The sequence below is a fragment of the Streptosporangium sp. H16 genome (assembly GCF_051918855.1).
GTDB lineage: Bacteria > Actinomycetota > Actinomycetes > Streptosporangiales > Streptosporangiaceae > Streptosporangium.
This window is the reverse complement of record NZ_JBPXMD010000005.1, coordinates 50,098-71,644: the sequence shown is the minus strand read 5'-3', so window position 1 is coordinate 71,644 and position 21,547 is coordinate 50,098. Positions and strand designations below refer to the sequence as shown.

General features: G+C 71.3%; 18 protein-coding genes. 10 read left to right on the top strand and 8 right to left on the bottom strand.

Going from position 1 to position 21,547, the window contains the following annotated elements; genetic code table 11:
- Positions 1-142: 142 nt before the first annotated feature.
- From ngcE to ACTOQ2_RS10280, 3 genes are all read right to left on the bottom strand, one after another.
- Entirely contained in the window at positions 143-1,552 is a 1,410-nt protein-coding gene (gene ngcE, locus ACTOQ2_RS10290) for an N-acetylglucosamine/diacetylchitobiose ABC transporter substrate-binding protein (protein ID WP_440099419.1), read from the bottom strand.
- Between the two features lie 78 nt (positions 1,553-1,630).
- Positions 1,631-2,389: a sugar isomerase domain-containing protein gene (locus ACTOQ2_RS10285; protein WP_440082952.1), complete on the bottom strand. Its 759-nt coding sequence runs from the start codon at positions 2,387-2,389 to the stop codon at positions 1,631-1,633.
- A 2-nt stretch (positions 2,390-2,391) separates the two neighbouring features.
- Positions 2,392-3,276, bottom strand: a complete 885-nt coding sequence (locus ACTOQ2_RS10280) for a MurR/RpiR family transcriptional regulator (protein ID WP_362677758.1) — start codon at positions 3,274-3,276, stop codon at positions 2,392-2,394.
- A gap of 190 nt (positions 3,277-3,466) precedes the next feature.
- On the opposite strand from ACTOQ2_RS10280, the gene ACTOQ2_RS10275 reads away from it, so the two are divergent.
- The 8 genes from ACTOQ2_RS10275 (at position 3,467) to ACTOQ2_RS10240 (ending at position 12,049) form a co-directional block, all read left to right on the top strand.
- On the top strand, positions 3,467-3,835 hold the full coding sequence (locus tag ACTOQ2_RS10275; protein ID WP_440071064.1) for a hypothetical protein: 369 nt from the start codon (positions 3,467-3,469) through the stop codon (positions 3,833-3,835).
- 165 nt (positions 3,836-4,000) lie between these two features.
- On the top strand, positions 4,001-4,594 hold the full coding sequence (locus ACTOQ2_RS10270; protein ID WP_440071063.1) for an HAD family hydrolase: 594 nt from the start codon (positions 4,001-4,003) through the stop codon (positions 4,592-4,594).
- A gap of 128 nt (positions 4,595-4,722) precedes the next feature.
- Positions 4,723-5,358 (top strand): MerR family transcriptional regulator, encoded by a 636-nt coding sequence (locus ACTOQ2_RS10265; RefSeq protein WP_440099418.1) that lies wholly within the window; start codon positions 4,723-4,725, stop codon positions 5,356-5,358.
- 282 nt (positions 5,359-5,640) lie between these two features.
- On the top strand, positions 5,641-6,654 hold the full coding sequence (glnII, locus tag ACTOQ2_RS10260) for a glutamine synthetase (RefSeq protein ID WP_440071061.1): 1,014 nt from the start codon (positions 5,641-5,643) through the stop codon (positions 6,652-6,654).
- A 293-nt stretch (positions 6,655-6,947) separates the two neighbouring features.
- Complete coding sequence (locus tag ACTOQ2_RS10255) at positions 6,948-7,538, top strand: TetR/AcrR family transcriptional regulator (protein ID WP_440099417.1); 591 nt, start codon at positions 6,948-6,950, stop codon at positions 7,536-7,538.
- 353 nt (positions 7,539-7,891) lie between these two features.
- A complete protein-coding gene (locus ACTOQ2_RS10250; protein ID WP_440099416.1) occupies positions 7,892-8,818 on the top strand; it encodes a TrmB family transcriptional regulator in 927 nt (308 codons plus the stop codon).
- Positions 8,819-8,903: 85 nt separating this feature from the next.
- Entirely contained in the window at positions 8,904-10,583 is a 1,680-nt protein-coding gene (locus ACTOQ2_RS10245; RefSeq protein WP_440099415.1) for an FAD-dependent oxidoreductase, read from the top strand.
- Between the two features lie 44 nt (positions 10,584-10,627).
- Positions 10,628-12,049, top strand: coding sequence for an ATP-binding protein (locus tag ACTOQ2_RS10240; protein ID WP_440099414.1), 1,422 nt, complete (start codon positions 10,628-10,630; stop codon positions 12,047-12,049).
- Between the two features lie 180 nt (positions 12,050-12,229).
- Here ACTOQ2_RS10240 and ACTOQ2_RS10235 read toward each other — a convergent pair whose 3' ends face one another.
- Positions 12,230-13,489, bottom strand: coding sequence for an alpha/beta fold hydrolase (locus ACTOQ2_RS10235; protein ID WP_440082942.1), 1,260 nt, complete (start codon positions 13,487-13,489; stop codon positions 12,230-12,232).
- Positions 13,490-13,858: 369 nt separating this feature from the next.
- Here ACTOQ2_RS10235 and ACTOQ2_RS10230 point away from each other — a divergent pair, with 369 nt between their 5' ends.
- The gene (locus ACTOQ2_RS10230) at positions 13,859-15,244 is read left to right on the top strand and encodes a GH1 family beta-glucosidase (protein ID WP_440099413.1); all 1,386 of its coding nucleotides are present in this window, start codon (positions 13,859-13,861) and stop codon (positions 15,242-15,244) included.
- 217 nt (positions 15,245-15,461) lie between these two features.
- On the opposite strand, the gene ACTOQ2_RS10225 is transcribed toward ACTOQ2_RS10230, so the two are convergent.
- From ACTOQ2_RS10225 to ACTOQ2_RS10210, 4 genes are all read right to left on the bottom strand, one after another.
- The gene (locus tag ACTOQ2_RS10225) at positions 15,462-16,493 is read right to left on the bottom strand and encodes a hydroxyacid dehydrogenase (protein ID WP_440099412.1); all 1,032 of its coding nucleotides are present in this window, start codon (positions 16,491-16,493) and stop codon (positions 15,462-15,464) included.
- Positions 16,490-17,122, bottom strand: coding sequence for a ThuA domain-containing protein (locus ACTOQ2_RS10220; RefSeq protein ID WP_440099411.1), 633 nt, complete (start codon positions 17,120-17,122; stop codon positions 16,490-16,492). The genes ACTOQ2_RS10225 and ACTOQ2_RS10220 overlap by 4 nt, the downstream gene beginning before the upstream one ends.
- Complete coding sequence (locus ACTOQ2_RS10215) at positions 17,119-18,534, bottom strand: aldehyde dehydrogenase family protein (protein ID WP_440099410.1); 1,416 nt, start codon at positions 18,532-18,534, stop codon at positions 17,119-17,121. The genes ACTOQ2_RS10220 and ACTOQ2_RS10215 overlap by 4 nt, the downstream gene beginning before the upstream one ends.
- A 119-nt stretch (positions 18,535-18,653) precedes the next feature.
- Complete coding sequence (locus tag ACTOQ2_RS10210) at positions 18,654-19,898, bottom strand: ROK family transcriptional regulator (protein WP_440099409.1); 1,245 nt, start codon at positions 19,896-19,898, stop codon at positions 18,654-18,656.
- Positions 19,899-20,178: 280 nt separating this feature from the next.
- On the opposite strand from ACTOQ2_RS10210, the gene ACTOQ2_RS10205 reads away from it, so the two are divergent.
- On the top strand, positions 20,179-21,453 hold the full coding sequence (locus tag ACTOQ2_RS10205) for a serine hydrolase domain-containing protein (RefSeq protein ID WP_440099408.1): 1,275 nt from the start codon (positions 20,179-20,181) through the stop codon (positions 21,451-21,453).
- Positions 21,454-21,547 lie beyond the last annotated feature (94 nt).

Sequence of the window (21,547 nt, the reverse complement as noted above, 5' to 3'; positions counted from 1 at the left end):
TACCGTTCCCTCGGTGGCGCGCCGCCGCCTGCCGGCGCCGTCCCGACATGCTTCATGACCTGGTCGTCCTTCCCCGGACGGCTCACCGTCCCGCCGCGCCTCATGCGCGGCGTGCACGACGTACCGCCGCCGCGTGCCGTCGTCACCGGCTGAACTTCTTCACCGAGGAGTCCTTCTTGATGGCGTCGGCCTTGCGCTGCGCGCGCTCCGCCCACTGGTCGACGGTGAGCTTGCCGGCCATGAGCTGCCCGGTCGCGGCGGCCACCTCGTCGTGCATCTCGACGTACCACTTGCGGAACAGGAACCAGACGGCGTTGTCGCCCGCCGCCTCCAGCGCGGCCGAGGCGCTCTTCAGGCCGGGCTTGAGCGTGCGGCCCTCGCCGGCGCCCTTGACGACCGTGAGCGTGGAGACCAGCTCCATGAACTTGCCCGCGCCCTCCTTGGAGAGCATGGCGCGCATGTACTCCAGGCCCGCGCGGGGGTTGGCCGACTTCGCCGGGACGACGTACTCCTCGCCCGGCTGGGCGTGCAGGGTGCCGTACGGCAGGGCGTCGGAGGAGCCGAAGTCGGGGAGTGCGAACATCGCGTAGCCGAAGTCGGCCGGGGTGGAGTCCTTCTGCTCGTTCTCCAGCCAGGAGCCGCAGGGCAGCATCGCGACCTGGCCCTTGTTGTGCGCCGTCTGGGTCTGCACGTGGTCGAGCCCCGCGGTGCCCTGCAGCAGGTACTTCGACCCGATCTCGACGAAGGCCTCCGCGGCCTGCCTGACCGGCTCGGCCTTCCAGGCGCCGTCCTGGAGGTTGTCGATGTTCTTCAGCACGTCCTTGCCGCCGATCTTCGCGGCGAGCGTGAGGATGGCCTCGTAGATGTAGAACGGGTGCTTGCCCGCGTAGGTGAAGGGCGCCATCTTGCCCGACTTCTTGATGGTCTCGCACAACGCCAGGAAGTCGGCCCAGGTCTTGGGGACCTGCCAGCCCTCGGCCTCGAAGAGCCTCTGCGAGTACCAGATGCCCCAGACGGTGTTGGCGTAGTTGAGGACGTACGGCTTGCCGTCGTAGCTGCCCAGCTCGATCGCGTTCGGGTCGATCGTGTCGCGCACCTTGACGGCGGGGTCGTCCCAGCTCGGCGCGTCGTACAGCGGCGTGAGGTCGGCGAGCTGGCCGTCCTGGACCAGGGCGCCGAAGTCCATCGCGTTGGCGCCGGAGTTGTTGACGAACTCCGGCGGGTTGCCGCCGGCGAAGCGCGGCTGGAGGGTCTTGGCGACCTCCTTGGTGGCGTTGTGCCTGATCTCCAGCTTGGGGTGTTTGGCCTTGAGCAGCGGCTCGTGGACGTCCGTGGCGTAGGCGTCGCCGAAACCGCCGTCGAAGATCCAGACCTCCAGGGGTTTGTCCTCGGCGAAGCCGAGCGGGTTGGCCGCGCTGGTGGCCCCGACGACGGGCGCCGAGGAGGCGGCGCCGCCGTTGCCCGCGGGGGTGGCGCACGCGGACAGGACCGGCAGGGTGAGGCCGGCCAGGGCCGCGCTGCGCAGGAGCTCGCGCCTGGATAGCTGGGTCATGCTTCCTCCTGGAAGTGGCCTGGGAGTGGAAGGCGGTGGCCTGGGAGTGAGAGGTGGCCCGGGGGTGGGAGACGGTGGTCAGGCACCTCGCCGGATCCTTCCGGCGTAGCGGTTCTCGAGAGCGCGGTTGTGCTCGTCGCCGCCGGTCACGTTGGCGGAACGGTAGATCGGCGGGGTCAGGCCCGCCTCGGTCAGGCCGCGCACCACCTCGGCCACGACCATCTGGGCCAGCAGCGCCGAGGTGATCGTGGAGACCGCCCCGAACGTGCCGCCGTCCTGGAGCGGGAGGACCGCGTCGCCGTACGGGGCGCGGTTGTCGAGCACCACGTCGGCGAGGTCGAGCAGCTTGCGGCCCGAGGGGTGGCGGGAGGTCATCGCGGTGCTGTGCTGCACCGACGTCAGGGCGATCAGGTCGTGCCCGTGCTCCTTGACGATCGAGGCCAGCTCGACCACCGACCCGTTCACCCCGGAACTGGAGATCAGCACGAACACGTCGCGCGGCTCGACGGGGGCCAGGTCGTAGATCCGCCGGGCGACCGAGGGGTCGCGCTCCAGCTCGCCGGCCGCTCCGAGGAGGATGCCGACCGGGGCGTCCCCGTACAGGACGACGTCGCGCAGGGCCAGGCGGTTGCTGGGCACCAGGCCGCCCGCGCGCCCGGCGATCTCCATCGCGATCGCCTCGGAGTGGCCCGAGCCGAACGCCTGGATCACGCCGCCGCCGTGCAGGGACTTGACGATCAGCGCCGCCGCGTCCCCCACCGCGGCCGTCTGGGTCCTGGACACCTCGTCCACCAGGGCCTTGATCTCGTGAACGTACTCGGAAGCCCCGATCTCCACGGTCAGCTCCTCTCCACGCGATGGCTCTCCAGAGCCCGGATCGTCAATTCGAAGGCCTCGTTCGTCTGCTCGTAGGTGCGCTGCGCGACCGCGACGTAGACGGTGTCGAGGACGAAGAGCTGGGAGTGGACGGCGGCCAGGCCGCCCAGCCGGAAGGTGGTCTCGCGGCTGGCTGTGGTCAGCACCAGGTCGGACAGCTCGGCCAGCGGGGAGCGGGCGAAGGAGGTGACCGCGACGGTCAGCGCGCCCCGGTCGCCGGCCTCGCCGAGGGACTCCAGCACCTCGCGGGTCCGGCCCTGGTGGGAGATGCCGATCGCGACGTCGCCCTCGCCGAGCAGCGCGGCGTCGGCGAGCGCCTCGTGCGCGTCGGCGTGGCTCCAGCAGGGGACCCGGATCCGGCGCAGCCGCCCGCCCATCATCAGGGCCACCGCCCCGCTGGTGGAGACCCCGAAGATGAGGACGCGGCGGGCCGCGACGATGGCCTCGGCGACCTTGGCGACGGTGCCCGCGTCCAGCTGGGCCGCCGTCTCCTGGATGAGCCGGGAGTCGGCGGCGGCCATCACGCCGATCGCCGCGTCGAGCGGATCGGTGGGGCCGATCTCGTGGCCTACCCCCGCGTCCCAGTTGGCCTGCGCGGCGCGCCCGTTCTCGGTGGCCAGCGCGACCCGCAGCCCGGCGTACCCGGCGAAGCCGAACACCCGGCAGAAGCGGGTCACCGTGGCGGGTGAGCTGCCGCTCCGCTCGGCCAGCGTGATGATCGTGGAGCGTGCCGCCTCGGCGGGGTCGGCCAGGATCGCCTCCCCCACCCGGCGCAGTGCCTCGGGCAGCGCGGGCGTCTCGGTCTGTATGCGTCCGAGCGCGCCTGCGGCCACAAGTATTCCTTTCATCGGAAGTCATCTGGGTGAAAATTATTCTCAAGTCAAGCTCGCGTCAAGGCCGTCGAGGGCACGGTTGGGGGCACAACGCCCACGGCGCCGGGGCTTCGGGAAAAAATTCCGACAACCTTCGGCGCCTGTCGGGCGTCGTTTCTAACAGAGGTTCCAGAAAAGGAGCCGCCCGACGGAGGCGAACCCCACGATGACTCGACGTCCGGCCGACACGCCGCACCAGGTTTCCGGCGCACACGTCCACGACGAGCTGGCCGCCCGGCGCGCCAGGCGCGCCAGGGACCAGAGACTGCGCAACGACCCGCACATCCGGCTGCTGGAGCGCGAGCACGGCGTCCGCTTCACCGTCGAGGAGCTCCAGGCGGCGGACCGCCAGGCCCAGGAGTTGCTGGCGCCGCTCCGCCAGGAGCCGCCCCTCGACGAGGAGACCCGGTCCCTGCAGCTGCTCGTCTGGCGCCGTCTGGGCCCGAGGGGGTTCCAGGGGTTCATGCAGGAGCTGGAGGAGATGGAGGCCGAGCTGGCCAGGGCCAGGCACGACGGCTGGGGCGATATCAGCTAGACCTTTCCCCTCCCCCTCCGGCAGGTTCCCCACCCCGGCAGGCCCTCGCACCCGCCGTCGCGGTCTCACCCGATCACGGTGACGCGACCATCCCCCAGGCGAGCGATCGACCGCTCACGTGCGCGGTAAAGTGGAGGGAGATCCACTTTCACGCGTTAGGCCACCATGCTCCATCAGCGACTCCAGCCCTCCACGCCGTACGCCGCCCTGGTCTTCGACTGCGACGGGACCCTCGTCGACACCGCCGCCGCCAACGAGAGCGCCTGGCGGACCGCGCTGGCCGGATGGCAGGTGGACCTCGACCCCGCCTGGTACCAGGCCCGCACCGGCCTGTCCGCCGACCGCCTGCTGGCCGAGCTGGAGACCGAGACCGGAGCCGAACTCGACTACCAGGCGGTGCGCGCGGCGGCCCTGGACGCCTACCAGTGGCTGATCCACACGGTCACCCCGCACCAGACGGTCAGCGCGGTCGCGCAGGCGCACCGGGGACGGGTGCCGATGGCCGTGGCCTCGGGAGGCGCCCGCCAGGCCGTGGAGGAGACCCTGCGCGTCACCGGCCTGCGCCCCCTCTTCGACACCGTGGTCACCAGGGACGACGTCCGCTACGGCAAGCCGGCCCCCGACGTCTACCTCCTCGCGGCACGCCGCCTCGGCGTCGCCCCGCACGCCTGCGTCGCCTACGAGGACACCGACGAGGGGGTGGCCTCCGCCCTCGCCGCCGGGATGACCGTCATCGACGTGCGCCCCTCGCTCCGCTAGAAGGTCCTCCCTCGCCCCGTTGGAACGTTCTCCCCGCCCCGCCGGGCACGCCCCCGGCGGCGGATCGCGGCGCGGCCGGGGGACGGCCGGGGGACGGCCGCCGAATTGGCTACCTGTACTATCCAATGATGCGGATATCCGAGCTCAGCGCCGCATCGGGCGTACCCATCCCGACGATCAAGTACTACCTGCGCGAGGGCATGCTTCCCGCCGGGGAGCAGATCTCGGCCACCAGAGCGAGCTACGGCGAGGACCACCTGCGCAGGCTGCGGCTGATCCGGGCACTGCTGGAGGTGGGACGGCTGTCCATCGCCTCCATCGCCAAGGTGACGGCCGCCGTCGACGACACGAGCCTGAACCTGCACCGCGTGCTCGGCACCGCGCATTACGCCATCGCCCCGGCGGTCGAGCCGCACGCGTCCGGCGAGGAGTGGGCGCGCGCCCGCGCCGAGGCCGACGCCATGATCGACGATCTCGGCTGGCAGGTGGATCCCGGCGCCCCGGCCCGCGACGAGCTGGCCCAGGCCGTCCTCACCCTCGGCCGCCTCGGCATGCCCGCCGACGGCGAGGCACTGCGGCCCTACGCCGACGCCGCCCTGCTGCTCGTGACCGAACACGAGATCGGCACCATCCCGCTCGACGGTTCCCGCGAGGCCGCGGTCGAGGCCATGGTCCTGGGCACCGTCGTGCACGGCAGGGTGCTCGACATCATGCGGAGACTCGCCCACGAGTCGGTCTCGGCCCGCGTCTTCGGCACTTCCTGACCCCTCGCCTTCCACACTTCCTATCCCATATGCGACAAAGGGGATTCAAGCCACCTAGAGCAATAATCGGTCTCCCCTGTGACGCATGTCTCCATCGTTCCAACCGTCCCGCGAAACGGCAGCTCACAGCCCTGAAACAGGGGTGTGCGGATTTTCAACACGGCCACTGCCTGCCCATATAGGGCTGGGTAACACCCTGTTCACACACGGGCAACAGATGCGAAATCGCGACTTGCGAATCTTTGGGGGCAGCAGATCCCTCCATTCTCAAGGACTCCGCCGATGACCTTCAAGGCTGAATACATCTGGATCGACGGCACCGAGCCGACCGCCAAGCTTCGTTCCAAGACCAAGGTGATGGCGGACGGCGCGGAGCTCCCGATCTGGGGCTTCGACGGGTCCAGCACGAACCAGGCCGACGGCTCCTCCTCGGACCGCGTGCTCAAGCCGGTGTTCACCTGCCCGGACCCGATCCGCGGCGGCGACAGCGTGCTGGTGCTGTGCGAGGTGCTCAACATCGACATGACCCCGCACGCCAGCAACACCCGCGCCGCCCTCGTCGAGGTCGCCGAGAAGTACGCCGACCAGGAGTCCTGGTTCGGCATCGAGCAGGAGTACACCTTCTTCAAGGAGGGCCGCCCGCTCGGCTTCCCGATCGGCGGCTTCCCGGCCCCGCAGGGTGGCTACTACTGCGGCGTCGGCGCCGACGAGGTCTTCGGCCGCGAGATCGTCGAGAAGCACCTCGACTACTGCATCGAGGCGGGCCTGGCCATCTCCGGCATCAACGCCGAGGTCATGCCGGGCCAGTGGGAGTTCCAGATCGGCCCGGCCGGTCCCGTCGAGGTCTCCGACCACATGTGGATCGCCCGCTGGCTGCTCTACCGCACCGCGGAGGCCTTCAACGTCGGCGCCACCCTGGACGCCAAGCCGGTGAAGGGCGACTGGAACGGCGCGGGCGCGCACACCAACTTCTCCACCAAGGCGATGCGCGAGGGCTACGACCCGATCGTCACCGCCTGCGAGGCCCTCGCCGCGAACGCCCTGGAGCACGTCAAGCACTACGGCTCCGGCATCGAGGAGCGTCTCACCGGCCTCCACGAGACCGCCCCCTGGAACGAGTTCAGCTACGGCGTCTCCGACCGCGGCGCCTCGGTCCGCATCCCGTGGCAGGTCGAGGTGGAGAAGAAGGGCTACATCGAGGACCGGCGTCCGAACGCCAACGTCGACCCCTACCTGGTCACCCGCCTCATCGTGAACACCTGCTGCTCCGCTCTGGAGAAGGCCGACCAGGTCTGATCCCGACCGACGGACTCCGAAGGCCGCGGACGCCCTGCCGGGGGCGGCCGCGGCCTTCGGCATTCCACTTCACCCTCTCGCCCCCTTCGTCCTCTCCCGGCCAGGACTTCGCCCTCTCCCGGCCAGGACTTCGCCCCCTCCCGGCCAGGACCGGAACCCGGGCTCATGGTCGCCGGTGCCCGGATCCCCCGAGGGCGGGCCGGTCGGCGAGACGGCCGGGGACGGCGAAGGCGAGAAAGACGAAGACAGGCAAGACGAGACGTTCCGACTCGCCGGATGATACATTCGGGCACGTGAAAACACCGAACCCGGCCCGTCGCAGCGAGCAGTCGCGCCAGGCCATCCTGAGCGCCGCCTTCGACCTGGTCGCCGAGTCCGGGTACGCCAAGCTGACGGTGGAGGCGATCGCCGCCCGCGCGGGGGTGGGCAAGCAGACGATCTACCGCTGGTGGCCGTCCAAGGGCGCCGTCTTCGTCGACGCCGTCCTCGCCGTGACCGGGGACGAGAAGGGGCACTTCGCGCTGCCCGACACCGGCGACCTCGGCGCCGACCTGCGCGTCGTGCTGCGGGCCATCGTCGACGAGTACAACGACCCCAAGCTCGACACGATGAGCCGGGCGATGACCGTCGAGGCACTGAACGACCCCGGGATCAACACCGAGATCATCGAGCGGATCATGGGGCCGCACCTGGAGGCGACGAGGGAGCGGCTGCGCGCCGCCCGGCGGGCGGGCCAGGTGGCCGAGGACGCGGATCTGAACGTGGCCGTCGAGTTGCTGTACGGGCCGATCTACCACCGCTGGATGCTGCGCACCGCCCCCCTCACCCACGAGTACGCCGACACGGTCGTGGGGTTCGCCCTCCGGGCCCTGAGAGCGGGGTAGCGGCGACCGGAAGCCGACCGGAAGCCGACCGGAAGCACGGACCGGACCGAAATTACCGGGCGCGCCACCCGCGCGGGACGGGCTCCGGCCGCCCGGCGCGCCCCGCCGGGGACCTCGCCGGTCCGGGTGGGCGCCGGACCGGGACCGGCTCCGGCGCATGATCGTCATCGGGCGTCTGAGCACGCACGATGAATCCGCCGGACCGGGGAAAGTAAAATGTTTCCCCAGAGAGCGCTTACCCGTTCCGTTACCCCAGTTCCACGGGCCGGAACGAGCTAACGTCACGAAAATCCTACAAAACAGGTGCTTTAGGACAGCGCTAAACGGGTACCTCGCGCCGTACCATAACTGCGATGCGGGACGTAGTGGAGCAATTACAGCGCTTGGGCATGTCGGGTTACGAGGCCAAGGCGTACGTCACCCTGGTCGGCGCCGGACAGCCCCTCAACGGCTACGAGGTCGCCAAGCGTTCAGGCGTGCCACGCAGCACCGTCTACGAGACGCTCGGCAAGCTGGTGGCCAAAGGGGCGGCCTACGAGTTACGCGGCTCCGACGACGCCACCGACTACCTGCCGCTGCCGCCGCGATCCCTGCTGGAGCGCATGCGCAGGGAGTTCACCGACTCGATCGAGTCGCTGGAGGTCTCGCTGCCCGCGATCGTGGCGCCGCCCAAGGCCTACCTGATCCACAACCTCAAGGACGCCGGGGCGCTGCTCGCCCGGGCCGAGGACGTGGTGGCCGGGGCACGCGGCGACCTGTTCCTGTCGATCTGGCCCGAGGAGATGGGACTCCTCTCCTCGTTGATCAGGCGGGCGGTCGAGCGCGGCGTCGAGACCTCGGTGATGCACTTCGGGGCGGCACGGGAACCGGTCGGCAACCTGTACGAGCACCGCTTCCCCTCCCCCGGCGCCGTCCACGAGGGCGAGGGGACCGCGAAGGAGAACCCGGACCACCGACTGCTGGTTGTCGCGGGTGACCGGCGGGAGGCCCTGATCGGCGGCTTCGCCGGGGGCACCGCGTGGGGCGTCTACACCGAGGATCCGGCCGTCGTCGCGATGGCGGTCGAGTACGTCAGGCAGGACATCTCCCTGCAGATCGTCGCCGACCGGGTCGGGCACGAGGCCATGCGCGGGATCTGGGCCACCGACCCCGACCTCAGACGCTTCCTCGCCGACCGCGACCGCCCGGCCGCTCTGCTGCGCGCCGCCGGGGCACCCGGTCACCGTCCCTATGCTTCTCCCCCGTCACCTGGGCCCCTCGCCCCCCACGACCACTCTTGACAAACCTTGGGTTTAACACGGATGTGACATCCTTTGGAGAGATTGTCTCCATATCGGATGTCTCCATATCGGGGGAAGGCAGGACATGGAAAAACCGGTCATCATGACGGTCGACGACGATCCCGGCGTGTCCCGTTCCGTCGCCCGGGACCTGCGGCGACGCTACGGCCACTCCTACCGCGTCGTCCGGGCCGACACAGCGGCCGACGGCATGGCCAGCGTCCGCGAGCTGCGACTGCGGGGCGACGACGTGGCGGCGATCCTCGCCGACTACCGGATGCCCCAGATGAACGGCGTGGAGTTCCTGGAGCAGGCCATGGACCTGTATCCCTACGCGCGCCGCGTGCTGCTGACCGCCTACGCCGACACCGAGGCCGCGATCCAGGCGATCAACGTGGTCGACCTCGACCACTACATGCTCAAGCCGTGGGACCCGCCGGAGGAGAAGTTCTACCCGGTGCTGGACGCCCAGCTCGACGCCTGGCAGCGGACGGACCGGCGCGAGTCCGACGAGCTGCGGGTGGTGGGCGCCCGCTGGTCGGCCCCGTCGTACGAGGTCAGGGACTTCCTGTCGCGCAACCAGGTGCCCTACCGCTGGATGCTGGCCGACTCTCCGGAGGGCGCCGAGTTGCTCGCGGCGGCCCAGGAGAAGGCGGCGGGGGAGAATGCGGCCGTCAGCCCGGCCAGGCTGCCGCTGGTCATCACCGGCGACGGTACGAAGCTCGTCGCGCCGAGCCTTTCGGAACTGGCCCAGGCCGTGGGGCTGTCCACCGCTCCGGCCACCGACTTCTACGACCTGATCGTGATCGGGGGCGGCCCCGGCGGGCTGGGCGCCGCGGTCTACGGCGCCTCCGAGGGGCTGCGTACCGTGATGGTCGAGCAGCACGCCTCGGGCGGGCAGGCGGGCCAGAGCTCCAGGATCGAGAACTACCTGGGCTTCCCCGACGGCGTCTCCGGCGCCCAGCTCGCCGACCGGGCGCGGCGCCAGGCCGCGAAGTTCGGCGCCGAGATACTCACCGCCCGCACGGTCACCAGCCTGGAGGTCAAGGGCCGGGCCCGGGTGGTCGGCTTCGCCGACGGCGGTACGATCGCCGCGCACACCGTCATCCTGGCCACCGGCGTCTCCTACCGGCGGCTGAACGCCCCCGGCCTGGAGGACTTCATCGGCTCCGGCTGCTACTACGGCGCGGCCCTGACCGAGGCGCCCGAGTGCGCGAACTGCGAGGTCTACATCGTCGGGGCCGCCAACTCGGCCGGCCAGGGCGCGGTCTACCTGTCGGGGTACGCCAGCAAGGTCCACCTGATCGTCAGGGGGGAGGGGCTGGAGCGGACCATGTCGCACTACCTGATCGAGCAGATCTCGCGGATCCCGAACATCGAGGTGCACACCGAGACCGAGGTGATCGGCGCCGAGGGCGAGGGCCACATGGAGCGGATCACGCTGAAGGGCCCCGAGGGCGAGCGCACCGTCGAGGCCGAGTGGCTGTTCGTCTTCATCGGCGCCCAGCCGATCACCGACTGGCTCGGCGACACCATCGAGCGCGACGCGAGAGGCTTCGTCCTCACCGGCCCCGACCTGACCGCCGACGAGAACAGGCCGCGCAACTGGCCGCTCCGGCGGGAGCCGTACCACCTGGAGACGAACGTGCCGGGGGTGTTCGCCGCAGGCGACGTCCGGGCGGACTCGATCAAGCGGGTCGCCTCGGCGGTCGGCGAGGGCGCGATGGCCGTGGCACTCGTCCACCGCTACCTGGAGAAGATGTGACCAACCCGGACGAGGTCCCTCCCTGTACTCACGAGGGAGACCAAATGATCGACATTGACGTGCTCCGCGGGCTGTTCCTCTTCGAGAAACTCGACGAGGACAAGCTCCGGTGGCTCGCGAGGTACGGGGACGAGGCGGAGTACGACGCGGGCGAGGCGATCATCAAGCAGGGTGATCCGGCCGACTGCTTCGCCGTGCTCATCGACGGCGAGGTGGTGATGATCACCGAGACCACCGCCGGGCCGGTCACGATGACCCCGACCTCGCAACCCGGCGTCTACGGCGGCGCGGTCCTGGCCTACCTGGGCGACCGTGCCCCGGCCACCTACGGCCACACGCTGCGCGCCACCAAGCCGACGCGCATGTTCATGCTTCCGGCCAGGAAGTACGGCATGATCATGGCCGAGTGGTTCCCGATGGCGGTGCACCTTCTGGACGGTGCCCGCCTGGGCGGGATGGCCCAGCGGGAGTTCATCGACCGGCGGCAGCGGCTGACCGCGCTCGGCACGATCACCGCCGGGCTCACCCACGAGCTCAACAACCCGGCGGCGGCGGCCGTACGGGCCGTGGACGACCTGCGGGAGAGGATGAGGACCTCGCGCGGGCGGCTGGCCGCGCTGGCCGAGGACGGCATCGAGCCCGAGCGGCTGCGCGCGCTGATCGACCTGCACGAGATGTGCGTCACCAGCACCTCGGAGGCGCCCTCCCGCTCCCCGCTGCAGATCTCCGACGCCGAGGACGAGCTGGCCGACGCCCTGGAGGAGGCGGGGGTGGCGGACGCCTGGGAGATCGCTCCGCCGCTGGTGGCCGCCGGGTTCAAGGCCGGCAAGCTGGACAAGGTCCGCGAGGCGCTGGGCGAGCGCTACCTGGACGGGGCGATGCACTGGCTGTCGGAGGCCATCGAGATCACCCAGATGCTGCACGAGGTGACCGACGCGACCGAGCGGATCTCCTCCCTGATCGCCTCCGCCAAGCAGTACTCCCAGATGGACCGGGCGCCGTACCAGACGGTGGACGTGCGGGAGCTACTGGACAGTACCCTCACCATGTTCCGCGGCAAGATCCCGCCGGGGATCACCATCGCCACCGACTACGACCCCGAGCTGCCGCCCATCCCCGCCTACGCCGGGGAGCTCAACCAGGTGTGGACCAACCTGATCCACAACGCGCTGGACGCGATGGCCGGAACCGGCGTCCTGACCGTCCGCACCCGGCTGGAGCACGACACGGTCGCACTGATCGAGATCTGCGACACCGGCCCCGGTGTCCCCGAGGCCCTGCGTGAGCGGATCTTCGAACCGTTCTTCACCACGAAGTCGGTCGGCGAGGGCACGGGCCTCGGCCTGGACATCTCCTTCCGCATCGTCGCCGGCCGCCACGGAGGCGACCTGCGCGTGGAGTCGGAGCCCGGCGACACCCGCTTCCAGGTGCGTCTCCCCCTCACCGAGACGGCCGACTCCACCTGAGACCGCCCGGCCTGCACCTCCCGCCCGGCGGCGGGAGGTGCCGCGATGTCCCCGCCGTCCCCGCCGTCCCCGCCGTCCGGGTGCCGTGGACGTCCGGAGGCCCGGTCGTCGCGGGAGCCGCGCACGTCCAGGAGCCGTGAACGTCCAGGAAGCCGCGCACGTCCAAGAAGCCGGGCACGTTCAGGAGCCGTGGACGCCGCGGGAGATGTCCATCAGGCGGGCGAGGACGGCGCCCCCGGAGACGCGGACACCGTCGTGCTGCCACTCGTTGGTCACCCAGGTCCGCAGGTTGCCCACCGCCCGTGCGGTGCGCATGGACAGGCCCTCGTCGACGTACATGTCGTCGTAGTAGACGGCGGCGGCCACCGGGACCCGGTTGGCGGCCAGCCGGGCGGGATCGTAGAGGGCGGGCCAGCCCGTCGCCGCGGCGAGGATCTCCGCGGCACCCTTGAAGGGGCGGAGCGCGGCGATCTCGTCGAACATCCACGGGTAGATCATCTCCCCGGTGGGCAGCGTCGTCGCCGCGTCCTCCTCGAACTCCTCGGGCAGCAGCCGGTGCGCGGCCCAGCCGGTGGCGGCACCCTGGGCGTAGATCGACTCGTGCAGGACCGCGTAGAGCGGGTTGCCGACGAAGCCGGTGGCCATCATGACCTCGTACAGGAACAGGTCGGAGAGCCTGTCGCCGGTCCAGGCCTCCTCCAGCACCCAGTGCAGGTACTCGGCCCCGTCGCTCATGCCCAGGCACATGCCGAGGGTCTGCAGGCGGCGCACGGTCAGCACGTCGCCGTCCGGGAGGAGGACCTCGTGAAGGCGCAGGTGGTCGGCTATCGCGTCCAGACGGCCCGAGTCGTGCGGGTAGCGGGCGAAGTAGCGGTTCACCTTGTCGCGGACGCGCGGGTAGGTGCGGGAGTAGACGTCGTCGGCGGTGGCGTCGAGCCCGGACAGGCCCCCGGTCACGTAACAGGCCGCCAGGCCCTCGGGAGCCCGGGAGAGGTAGGTCAACGTGATGAAACCGCCGTAGCTCTGGCCGAGGGTCTCCCACGGCCGGTCGCCGCAGAGCTCGCGCCGGATCAGCTCGGCGTCGGCCACGATCGAGTCGGCCCGGAAGTGCCCGAGGCGGGCGGCGAGCTCGGCGTCCGTGCCGCGCGCGGTCTTCGCGGTGATGGGGGTGCTGCGGCCGGTCCCCCGCTGGTCGAGCAGGAGGACCCGGTGGGTCTTCAAGGCGTGCCCCAGCCACCCGTCGGCGGCGGCCGGGCGCGGTGACTTGCCCCCGGGACCGCCCTGCAGGAAGAGCAGCCACGGCAGGTCCTCCCCCTGCCGCGCCGGGTCCACCGCCTCACGGGCGAAGACCTCGATCGTCTCGCCGCCGGGGTCGGCGTGGTCGAGGGGGACGGTGAACACGTGGTCGGTGAGCGCCACACCGGGCAGAAGGACAGTCACCCACGGAAAGCTATCGGACCCGGGCGACGGCTTTCGCTCCAGGTGGCGGGCGGCGGCCGGAGGTTCCAACGTCCCTCCGGCACTGATCGGCACTGTCCGTAACCTGGGAAACGACTCGATAACACCATCTTGACGCAGATGAAGCTTTGCCTCTTAAATTTCAATATGAATTAAGCCTCGAAGTTGAGCAGTCGCCACTCCCCGTGAGCGCTCACAAAGCGCGGGAGGGTGACTCGATGCGCAGAGAGCATCGGCGGGGCACCGGTTGGGCACCAGCTGGGCGCTGCCCGGCGCCCGGCCACCGATCGTCGTCCCGGCGCTGCTCGTCAGGCGACACATCCGCGTAACCACGCAAGGAGCGATCAAGGGATGACCCAGACCGACGACCGGACCGGCACCGGCCTGGCCCTGTTCCCGCCCGCTTTCCGCTGGGGGGTCGCCACCGCCGCCTACCAGATCGAGGGCGCCACCGCGGAGGACGGCCGTACCCCCTCCATCTGGGACACCTTCTCCAGGACCCCCGGCCGGGTGCACCTCGGACAGACCGGCGACGTCGCCTGCGACCACTACCACCGCTACGCCGAGGACGTGGCCCTCATGAGGGACCTCGGCGTCAACACCTACCGCTTCTCCATCTCCTGGCCCCGGATCAAGCCCGACGGCACCGGACCGGTGAACCCCCGCGGCCTCGACTTCTACGACCGGCTGGTGGACACCCTGCTGGCCGCCGGGATCGACCCCATGGCCACGCTGTACCACTGGGACCTGCCGCAGACCCTGGAGGACGGGGGCGGGTGGACCGTACGGGACACCGCCCACCACTTCGCCGGGTACGCGGAGGCGGTGTACGACCGGCTCGGAGACCGGATCAGGACCTGGACCACCCTCAACGAGCCGTGGTGCTCGGCCTTCCTCGGGTACGGCACCCGCGACCAGGCTCCCGGCCGCGCCGAGCCGGCCTCGGCCTTCCTCGCGGCGCACCACCTGCTGCTCGGCCACGGCCTGGCGGCCCGTGCCCTGCGCGCGGCGGGCGCCGGGGAGGTCTCGGTCACGGTCAACCTCACCCCGGTGTCCCCCCGCGACCCGCAGGACCGGCACGACGTCGCGGCGGCCAGGCTCGTCGACGGCCTGCACAACCGGATCTTCCTCGACCCGATCGTGTACGGGCGCTACCCGGCCGACATGCTGGAGCACACGGCCCGCTTCACCGGCCTGGACCACATCCTCGACGGCGACGAGGAGCTCATCGGCGCCCCGATCGACTTCCTGGGGGTCAACTACTACGCGCCGACCCACGTCGCGGCGAAGGTCGGCACGCCCTCCTCCGACCGCTTCCCCGGCACCGAGGGCGTCGAGCACCCCGACCCCGGCCTGCCGGTGACCGCCATGGGCTGGCCCGTCGAGGCGGACGGCCTGCGCAGGCTCCTGGTGCGGCTGGCGCGGGACTACCCGTCCACCCCGCTGATGATCACCGAGAACGGCGCCGCCTACCCCGACTCCGCCGAGGACGGCAGGGTGGCCGACGCCGAGCGCGTCGACTACCTGCGCACCCACCTGCTCGCCGCCCACCAGGCGATCCAGGAGGGAGCCGACCTGCGCGGCTACCTGGCCTGGTCGCTGATGGACAACTTCGAGTGGGCCTACGGCTACGACAAGCGGTTCGGGCTGGTCCACGTCGACTACGACACCCAGACGCGCATCCCCAAGGACAGCGCCCTGTGGTACAGCGGGGTCATCGGCAGGAACGGGATCTGACCCGGGAGTCCCGGACGTCACCTGACACGGATGCTCCCCCGCCCTCGGAAAGGGACGGGGGAGCATCCGTTTTCGCCACCTCGTGAAGCCGCGATCCGTGTCCGTGACGCCGTACGACCTCCCGTCGTACGACCTCACGTCTTCGAGGCAGGCCCGTTTCCGTCACGTCGTACGGCAGGACACGGCGGCCACCGCCGGGAGGTGGCCCCTCCACGCGTCACGCGGTGATCGCCAGCAGCTCAGGGTCCACCGGGTGGCGCAGCGGCCGGCCCGCCAGCGCCAGGAGCACCTCGTCCACCGCGCACGCCCCCAGCCTGGCCAGCTCGTTGCCCAGCGCCCCGGCGACGTGCGGGGTGAGGATGACGTTGGGCAGGTCCCACAGCACCGAGTCGGCGGGGACGACCTCGGGCTCGGTCACGTCGAGCACCGCCGACAGCCTGCCAGTGGCCAGCTCGGCGACGAGCGCCCCCTGGTCCACCAGGGAGCCCCTGGCGGTGTTGATGAGCGTCGCGCCGTCGCGCATCGCGGCCAGGCGGGCCGCGCCGACCATCCCGATCGTGTCGTCGGTGGCCGGGGCGTGCAGGGAGACGATGTCGGCGGCGGCGAACAGCTCGTCGACCCCGACCAGGCGGGCACCGAGCGCCCGCGCGCCCCGGGCGTCCAGGTACGGATCGGCGATCAGCACGTCCAGGTCGAAGGGGGCGAGCAGTTCCGCGACCCTTCTGCCGATCCTGGAGGCCCCGACCAGGCCGACCGTCCTGCCGTAGTTGCCGTAGTCCCCGTAGTCGCCGTGGTCGTCCCGCCCCTGGTACAGGCGCAGGTCCTCCCTCCTGGCCCGGTACTCGCGGGCGAGCGCGAGGACGGACTTGCCGGTGAGCAGGATCATCGCCACGGTGTACTCGGCGACCGGCAGCGCGTTGGCCGAGGCGGCCGAGCTGACCGGGATCCCCCGGGCGAACACGGCCTGGCCGACGTGGCCCTTGACGCTCCCCGCCGCGTGCACGACGGCCCGCAGGCGCGGCGCGCGCCGCAGCACGGGCTCGTCGATGAGCGGGCAGCCCCAGCCGGTGACCAGGACCTCCGCCCGCTCCAGGCGCACCTGCGCCTCGTCGGTCCCGAACTCGGTGAGCGGCACCGCCAGGTCGGCCTCGGCGACCGCGCGGAGGCGGTCGCCGACGCCGGGGGGGAACAGGCGGGCGGGCAACCCCGGATACATCGCCAGCACCACCGACGGCGGACCGGCGGTCACCGGCCGGCCCAGATCAGGCCACGCCGGGTGAGCTCGTGCACGGTGGGGTGCCGCAGGTCCTCCAGCCGGTGGCCGACGGCGGAGAAGAAGACCTTCCCCCTCCCCCACCGGCGGGTCCAGACGACGGGCATCGGGGTCTTTGGGGAGACGAACCGCGTGGTGGCGAGGACCTCGTTGTGGGCGTCGGTGAGCATCCAGTACTGCTCGGTCTCGACGGTGAAGTCGTCCAGCCCGGCGACGATCGGGTGCCCGGCGTGCGCGGGGTCGATGACGACGTCGTAGGTGAGGAAGTCCGCGGGGTGGTGCAGGAAGAGCCCGCCGACCATCCGCAGGTAGTCGTGGCTGCCGTCGAAGGTCGCCACCACGCCGCCGTGCCAGCCGGCGAAGCCGGTGCCCGCGCGGACCGCGGATACCAGTCCCGCCTCCTGTTCCGGCGTCAGGACGCCGCCCGTCCAGCACTGCACGATCAGGTCGGTCCCGGCCAGCAGCGGCCCGTCGGCGTAGACCTCCAGGTCGTCGGCGACGGTCACCTCGAAGCCCGCGGCGGCCAGCTCGGGGACGAACAGCTCGGTCGCCTCGACGGGGACGTGTCCCTCCCAGCCGCCGCGGACGACCAGCGCCCTCCTCATCGGCGGCCGGCCGGGTCGCTCGCCCAGCCGGGCAGGGTGAGCGGGGTGCGCTGGACCCCGATCCACTGGCGCCTGGTGAAGCCCGGCATCTGGTTCTCCGCCCCGTGACGGGCGTGCGCGTCGTTGACGTGGACCTCGCCCGCCCGCAGCCGCTCGGCCACGTCCATGCCGCGCATCAGGTCGGCGGTGAACACCGAGTCCATCATCATCGGGTGCCGGTTGGCCAGCTCGACGGCCTCGTCCTCGGAGTCGACCACCGTCACCGGGATGACCGGCCCGAAGATCTCCTCGGTGAACGCGGGCATGTCCGGGGTCACGTCGGCCAGCACGGTGGGGCGGTAGAACAGCCCGTCGTAGGTGCCGCCGGCGACCAGCCGGGCGCCCTTGGCGATCGAGGGCGCGACGATCCGCTCGTGCAGCCGGGTCCGCTGGCCCTCGCTGATCAGCGGGCCCAGGTCGGTGTCCGGCGACATCGGGTCGCCCAGGCGCAGTGCCTCGACCCGCCTGGTCACGGCCTCCAGGTAGCGGTCGGCGACCTCGCGGACGACGATGTGCCGGCTGGAGCTGATGCACGTCTGCCCCTGGAACTCCAGCGAGGCGATCATGGCGTGGGAGGCGGCCAGCTCGACGTCGGCGTCCTCCAGGACGATGAAGGCGTTGTCGCCGCCCAGCTCCAGGCGGATCGCGCGCAGGTCGGTGGCCGCGGAGGCCGCGATGAGCAGGCCGACCTCGCGGGAGCCGGTGAAGTCCAGCAGGTCCAGCCCCCGGTGCTCGGCCAGTGCCCAGCCGGCCTCGGGACCGTCCCCGGTGACCACGTTGAACACCCCGGCGGGCAGCCCGACGGCCTCGGCGGCCTCGGCCAGCACGTGGCCGCCGACCAGCGGGGTCAGCTCGGCGGGCTTGAGCACGACGGTGTTGCCGAACGCCAGGCCGGGCGCGACCATCCGCATGGCGAGGTTCATCGGGTAGTTCCACGGCGTGATGACGCCGATCACGCCCAGCGGCACCGCGCGCGACAGCGAGAGCTTGCCCGCCTTGTACGGGGGCAGGATGTCCCCGGCGTTCTCGGTCGCCTGGACCGACGAGATGAGGAGCTGGCGGATGCTCGTGCTCACCTCGTCCTCGGCCTTGGCCCGCACCCCGCCCGTCTCACGGATGCTCAGCTCGACCAGCTCTTCGTAGCGGCCCTGGAGGTGCTCGGCGAGGCCCCGCAGGTATCCGGCCCGCTCGGGTGCCGACAGGGCGGCCCAGGCGGGCTGCGCGGCACGGGCGGCGGCGACGGCCCGATCGACGTCGGCGGGACCTCCCAGCGCGTACGTGCCGATCTGCGCACCGGTCGCCTTCTCGTGCACGGGGGCGGCGCCTCCTGAGGCGGCGTCCTGGAACGTCCCGTCGATGTACAACCTGCCCACAGCCATCCCCTACTTCATCATCACGCTTAGTACAGAATGCAAAATAAGTGCTGAACGGAGGCGGCGTCAACAGTCCCGGGGACACCGTGAGGGCGGTCGCGGCGCCTCGCCCTGCGAGGTCAGACGGGCGCGTGCCCGGCCGGCTCCGGGGTCGGGGTCGGGGTCGGGGGCGTGACGCGGCCCGCGGGGCGCACCGCGTGGCTGCGCAGCAGGAAGTCCTCGACGACCAGGGTGGCCGCGCCCAGGGCGACCGCCTCGGCCCCGAGCCTGCCCAGCTCGATCGACGCCTGTGAGAAGGGCAGGGGCAGGGCGTACCGGGCGGCGGCGGCGCGGATCTCGGGAAGGAACCTCCGCCCGAGGAGGGATCCGGCCCAGCCGCCGAGGATGATGCGCTCGGGGTTGAAGAGGTTGATCAGGTTGGCCAGCCCGGCCCCCAGGCAGCGGACGGCCTCGTCGAGCGCGGGCCGCGCCAGCGGGTCGGCGAGGAGTTCGGCGAAGACGCTCTCCTCGTCGTCACCCCCCAGGTCCCTTCCCGCGCCGGCCAGGATCGCCTCGGCGCCGATGTAGGCCTCCAGGCAGCCCTGGCCGCCACAGCGGCAGGGGCGCCCGTCGAGGACGATCTTCGTGTGGCCCCACTCGCCCGCGCCGCTCGCCGTTCCCCGGTAGGTGACGCCGCCGTTGATGATGCTCGCCCCGGCCCCCGTGCCGATGAAGGTCATGACCAGGTGCTGGGCGCCCTTGCCCGCACCGAACCAGAGCTCGGCCTGGCCCGTCGTCTTGACGCCGTTGTCGGCGAAGATCGGGAGCGAGGTGCCCTCGCGGAGGAGCGCGCCCAGGGGTACGCCGTCCCAGCCGAACGCGCGGGCGTGGATGAGCAGGTCGGAGCCCTGCTCGGCGACGCCGGGAACGCCGAGGCCCATACCGAGCACCTCGGACTCCGTGGCTCCGGCGTCGGACAGGACCGCCTGGAGACCGTCGAGGATGTGCCGGGCCACCACGGCCGGTTCGTGGTGGCTGGGGTCGAGGGCGAACTCCTTCCTCGCCCGCTCCTCCATCGCCAGGTCGTACAGCTCCACCCGGACGCGCGTCTCCCCGACGCCCACCCCGACCACGTATCCGTACGAGGGATCGACCTTGAGCATGATCCGCGGTCGCCCGCCGTCGGAGTCGACGGAACCGGTCTCCACCACGATGCCGTCCGTGATGAGGTCACCGATCACGTTGCTGACCGTGGCGGCGCTGAGGCCGGTCAGCTGGGCCAGATCGTGCCTGCTCAGCTCGTCGGCGAAGTACAGCGTCCACAGGACCACGGACCGGTTGCCCTTGCGCACGTCACGAAGGGTCCCCCGCTGTGGACGGCTCATGCTTCTCCCCCGGGGAAGTAATTTCAGATGTTAGTACAACTACTCTAGTCACTGCCGGACCTGGCTTTTCTGCCACGCTCCCACCTGACGGGGCACGGCCCGCCCGTATCGCGCGTGAGGAGAGTTTCCCAGGTCGCGCCGCGCGTCGCCATGCCCGGCCACACCATGGAACCTGCGGGCGGAGAACCTCTGGTCTCCTGGGCGCGGACGGCTCCGGTTGTTAGGCTCGGCCACCAAGCAAGTGCTCACTCCAGAGCACCGGGACGGGTGAGGACGGGCGATGGCGGCAGACGGCGGGACCGAGGGTCGTGTGGGGACGTACGGGCACTGCGACCCACGCTTCTCGCGGGTACGGGAGGTGTTCGACGCGCACTTCGCCGACGGTGAGGAGCTGGGCGCGGCCTTCGCGGTCTTCCTGGACGGCGAGCCGGTCGTGGAACTGTGGGGCGGGGTCGCCGACCGCCGCAGCGGGCGGACCTGGGAGCGCGACACCCCCGTGCTGGCGTACTCGTGCACCAAGGCGGTGACCGCGACGGTCGCGCAGCTGCTGGCCGAACGCGGCCTGCTCGACGTCACCGCCCCGGTCGCGGACGTCTGGCCGGAGTTCGCTCGGCGCGGCAAGGGGCGCGTCACCGTCGAACATCTCCTCACCCACCAGGTGGGACTGCCCGTGATCGAGGAGCAGGTCCCCGTCGAGGAGTTCGAGGACCAGGCCGCCATCGCGGACCGGCTGGCCGGGCAGGAGCCGATCTGGGAGCCGGGCACCGCGCACGGCTACCACGCGCTGACGTACGGGTTCCTGGTCGGCGAGGTGGTCCGCAGGGTGTCGGGCAAGTCCGTGAGCGAGATCGTGGCCGCCGAGATCTCCGGCCCCCTCGGCCTGGAGCTCTGGGTCGGCGCCCCGGACGACGTGGCGGCGCGGGCGGCCCGGCTGTCCGCCGGGGATCGCCCCGCGCCCCCCGCCGATCCGCCCGTCGCCTCGCCGTCCGCCCCGCCCGCAGAACCCGCGGCACCGGAGCTGCCGGGGCAGGGGCCGGGAGACCCGGTCTACGAGATGGCCAGGGCCTCCCTCGACAAGGACAGCCTGCTGAACCGGGCCCTGGGCAACCCTCCGATCCACCGGCTGCGGGGCGGCGCCAACCACCCGGTCGTGCTGCGCGCGGGCTGGCCCGCGATGGGCGCCGTCACCACCGCGCGGGGCCTGGCGGGTTTCTACCGCGACCTGGTGGCCGGGCGGATCCTGCGCCCGGAGACCCTGCGCGGCGCGACGCGCAGGAGGGTGAACGGGCCGGACAGGGTGCTGTTCCTCGACAGCTCCTTCGGCCTGGGCTACATGCGCCCGGCGCTGACCTTCCTCACCCCCGCGAGAGGCGCGGAGACCGCGTTCGGCCACACCGGCATGGGCGGGTCGCTGGGCCTCGGCGACGTCGAGCACGGCCTGGGCATGGCGTACACGATGAACAGGATGGCGGGCGCCGCCTCGGGGAACCTCCGCGCCTACCGCCTGGCCGAGGCCGTCTACGAGTCGCTCCCCCGCGCCCACCCGGCCCGCTGACCCGGCGCGGTCGGCTACCGAGCACGATTCCAACGTCACCATTCGCAAAAGTTGACCAATCGTGACAACCAACCGTAGGGGTGAGACCGTCGAA

What these genes read in the sequence shown, in the direction of transcription:
- ngcE (WP_440099419.1), bottom strand. Translation starts at nt 1,552, where the DNA reads ATGACCCAGCTATCCAGGCGCGAGCTCCTGCGCAGCGCGGCCCTGGCC.
- ACTOQ2_RS10280 (WP_362677758.1), bottom strand. Translation starts at nt 3,276, where the DNA reads ATGAAAGGAATACTTGTGGCCGCAGGCGCGCTCGGACGCATACAGACC.
- ACTOQ2_RS10275 (WP_440071064.1), top strand. Translation starts at nt 3,467, where the DNA reads ATGACTCGACGTCCGGCCGACACGCCGCACCAGGTTTCCGGCGCACAC.
- ACTOQ2_RS10270 (WP_440071063.1), top strand. Translation starts at nt 4,001, where the DNA reads ATGCTCCATCAGCGACTCCAGCCCTCCACGCCGTACGCCGCCCTGGTC.
- ACTOQ2_RS10265 (WP_440099418.1), top strand. Translation starts at nt 4,723, where the DNA reads ATGCGGATATCCGAGCTCAGCGCCGCATCGGGCGTACCCATCCCGACG.
- glnII (WP_440071061.1), top strand. Translation starts at nt 5,641, where the DNA reads ATGACCTTCAAGGCTGAATACATCTGGATCGACGGCACCGAGCCGACC.
- ACTOQ2_RS10250 (WP_440099416.1), top strand. Translation starts at nt 7,892, where the DNA reads ATGCGGGACGTAGTGGAGCAATTACAGCGCTTGGGCATGTCGGGTTAC.
- ACTOQ2_RS10245 (WP_440099415.1), top strand. Translation starts at nt 8,904, where the DNA reads ATGGAAAAACCGGTCATCATGACGGTCGACGACGATCCCGGCGTGTCC.
- ACTOQ2_RS10240 (WP_440099414.1), top strand. Translation starts at nt 10,628, where the DNA reads ATGATCGACATTGACGTGCTCCGCGGGCTGTTCCTCTTCGAGAAACTC.
- ACTOQ2_RS10230 (WP_440099413.1), top strand. Translation starts at nt 13,859, where the DNA reads ATGACCCAGACCGACGACCGGACCGGCACCGGCCTGGCCCTGTTCCCG.
- ACTOQ2_RS10220 (WP_440099411.1), bottom strand. Translation starts at nt 17,122, where the DNA reads ATGAGGAGGGCGCTGGTCGTCCGCGGCGGCTGGGAGGGACACGTCCCC.
- ACTOQ2_RS10210 (WP_440099409.1), bottom strand. Translation starts at nt 19,898, where the DNA reads ATGAGCCGTCCACAGCGGGGGACCCTTCGTGACGTGCGCAAGGGCAAC.
- ACTOQ2_RS10205 (WP_440099408.1), top strand. Translation starts at nt 20,179, where the DNA reads ATGGCGGCAGACGGCGGGACCGAGGGTCGTGTGGGGACGTACGGGCAC.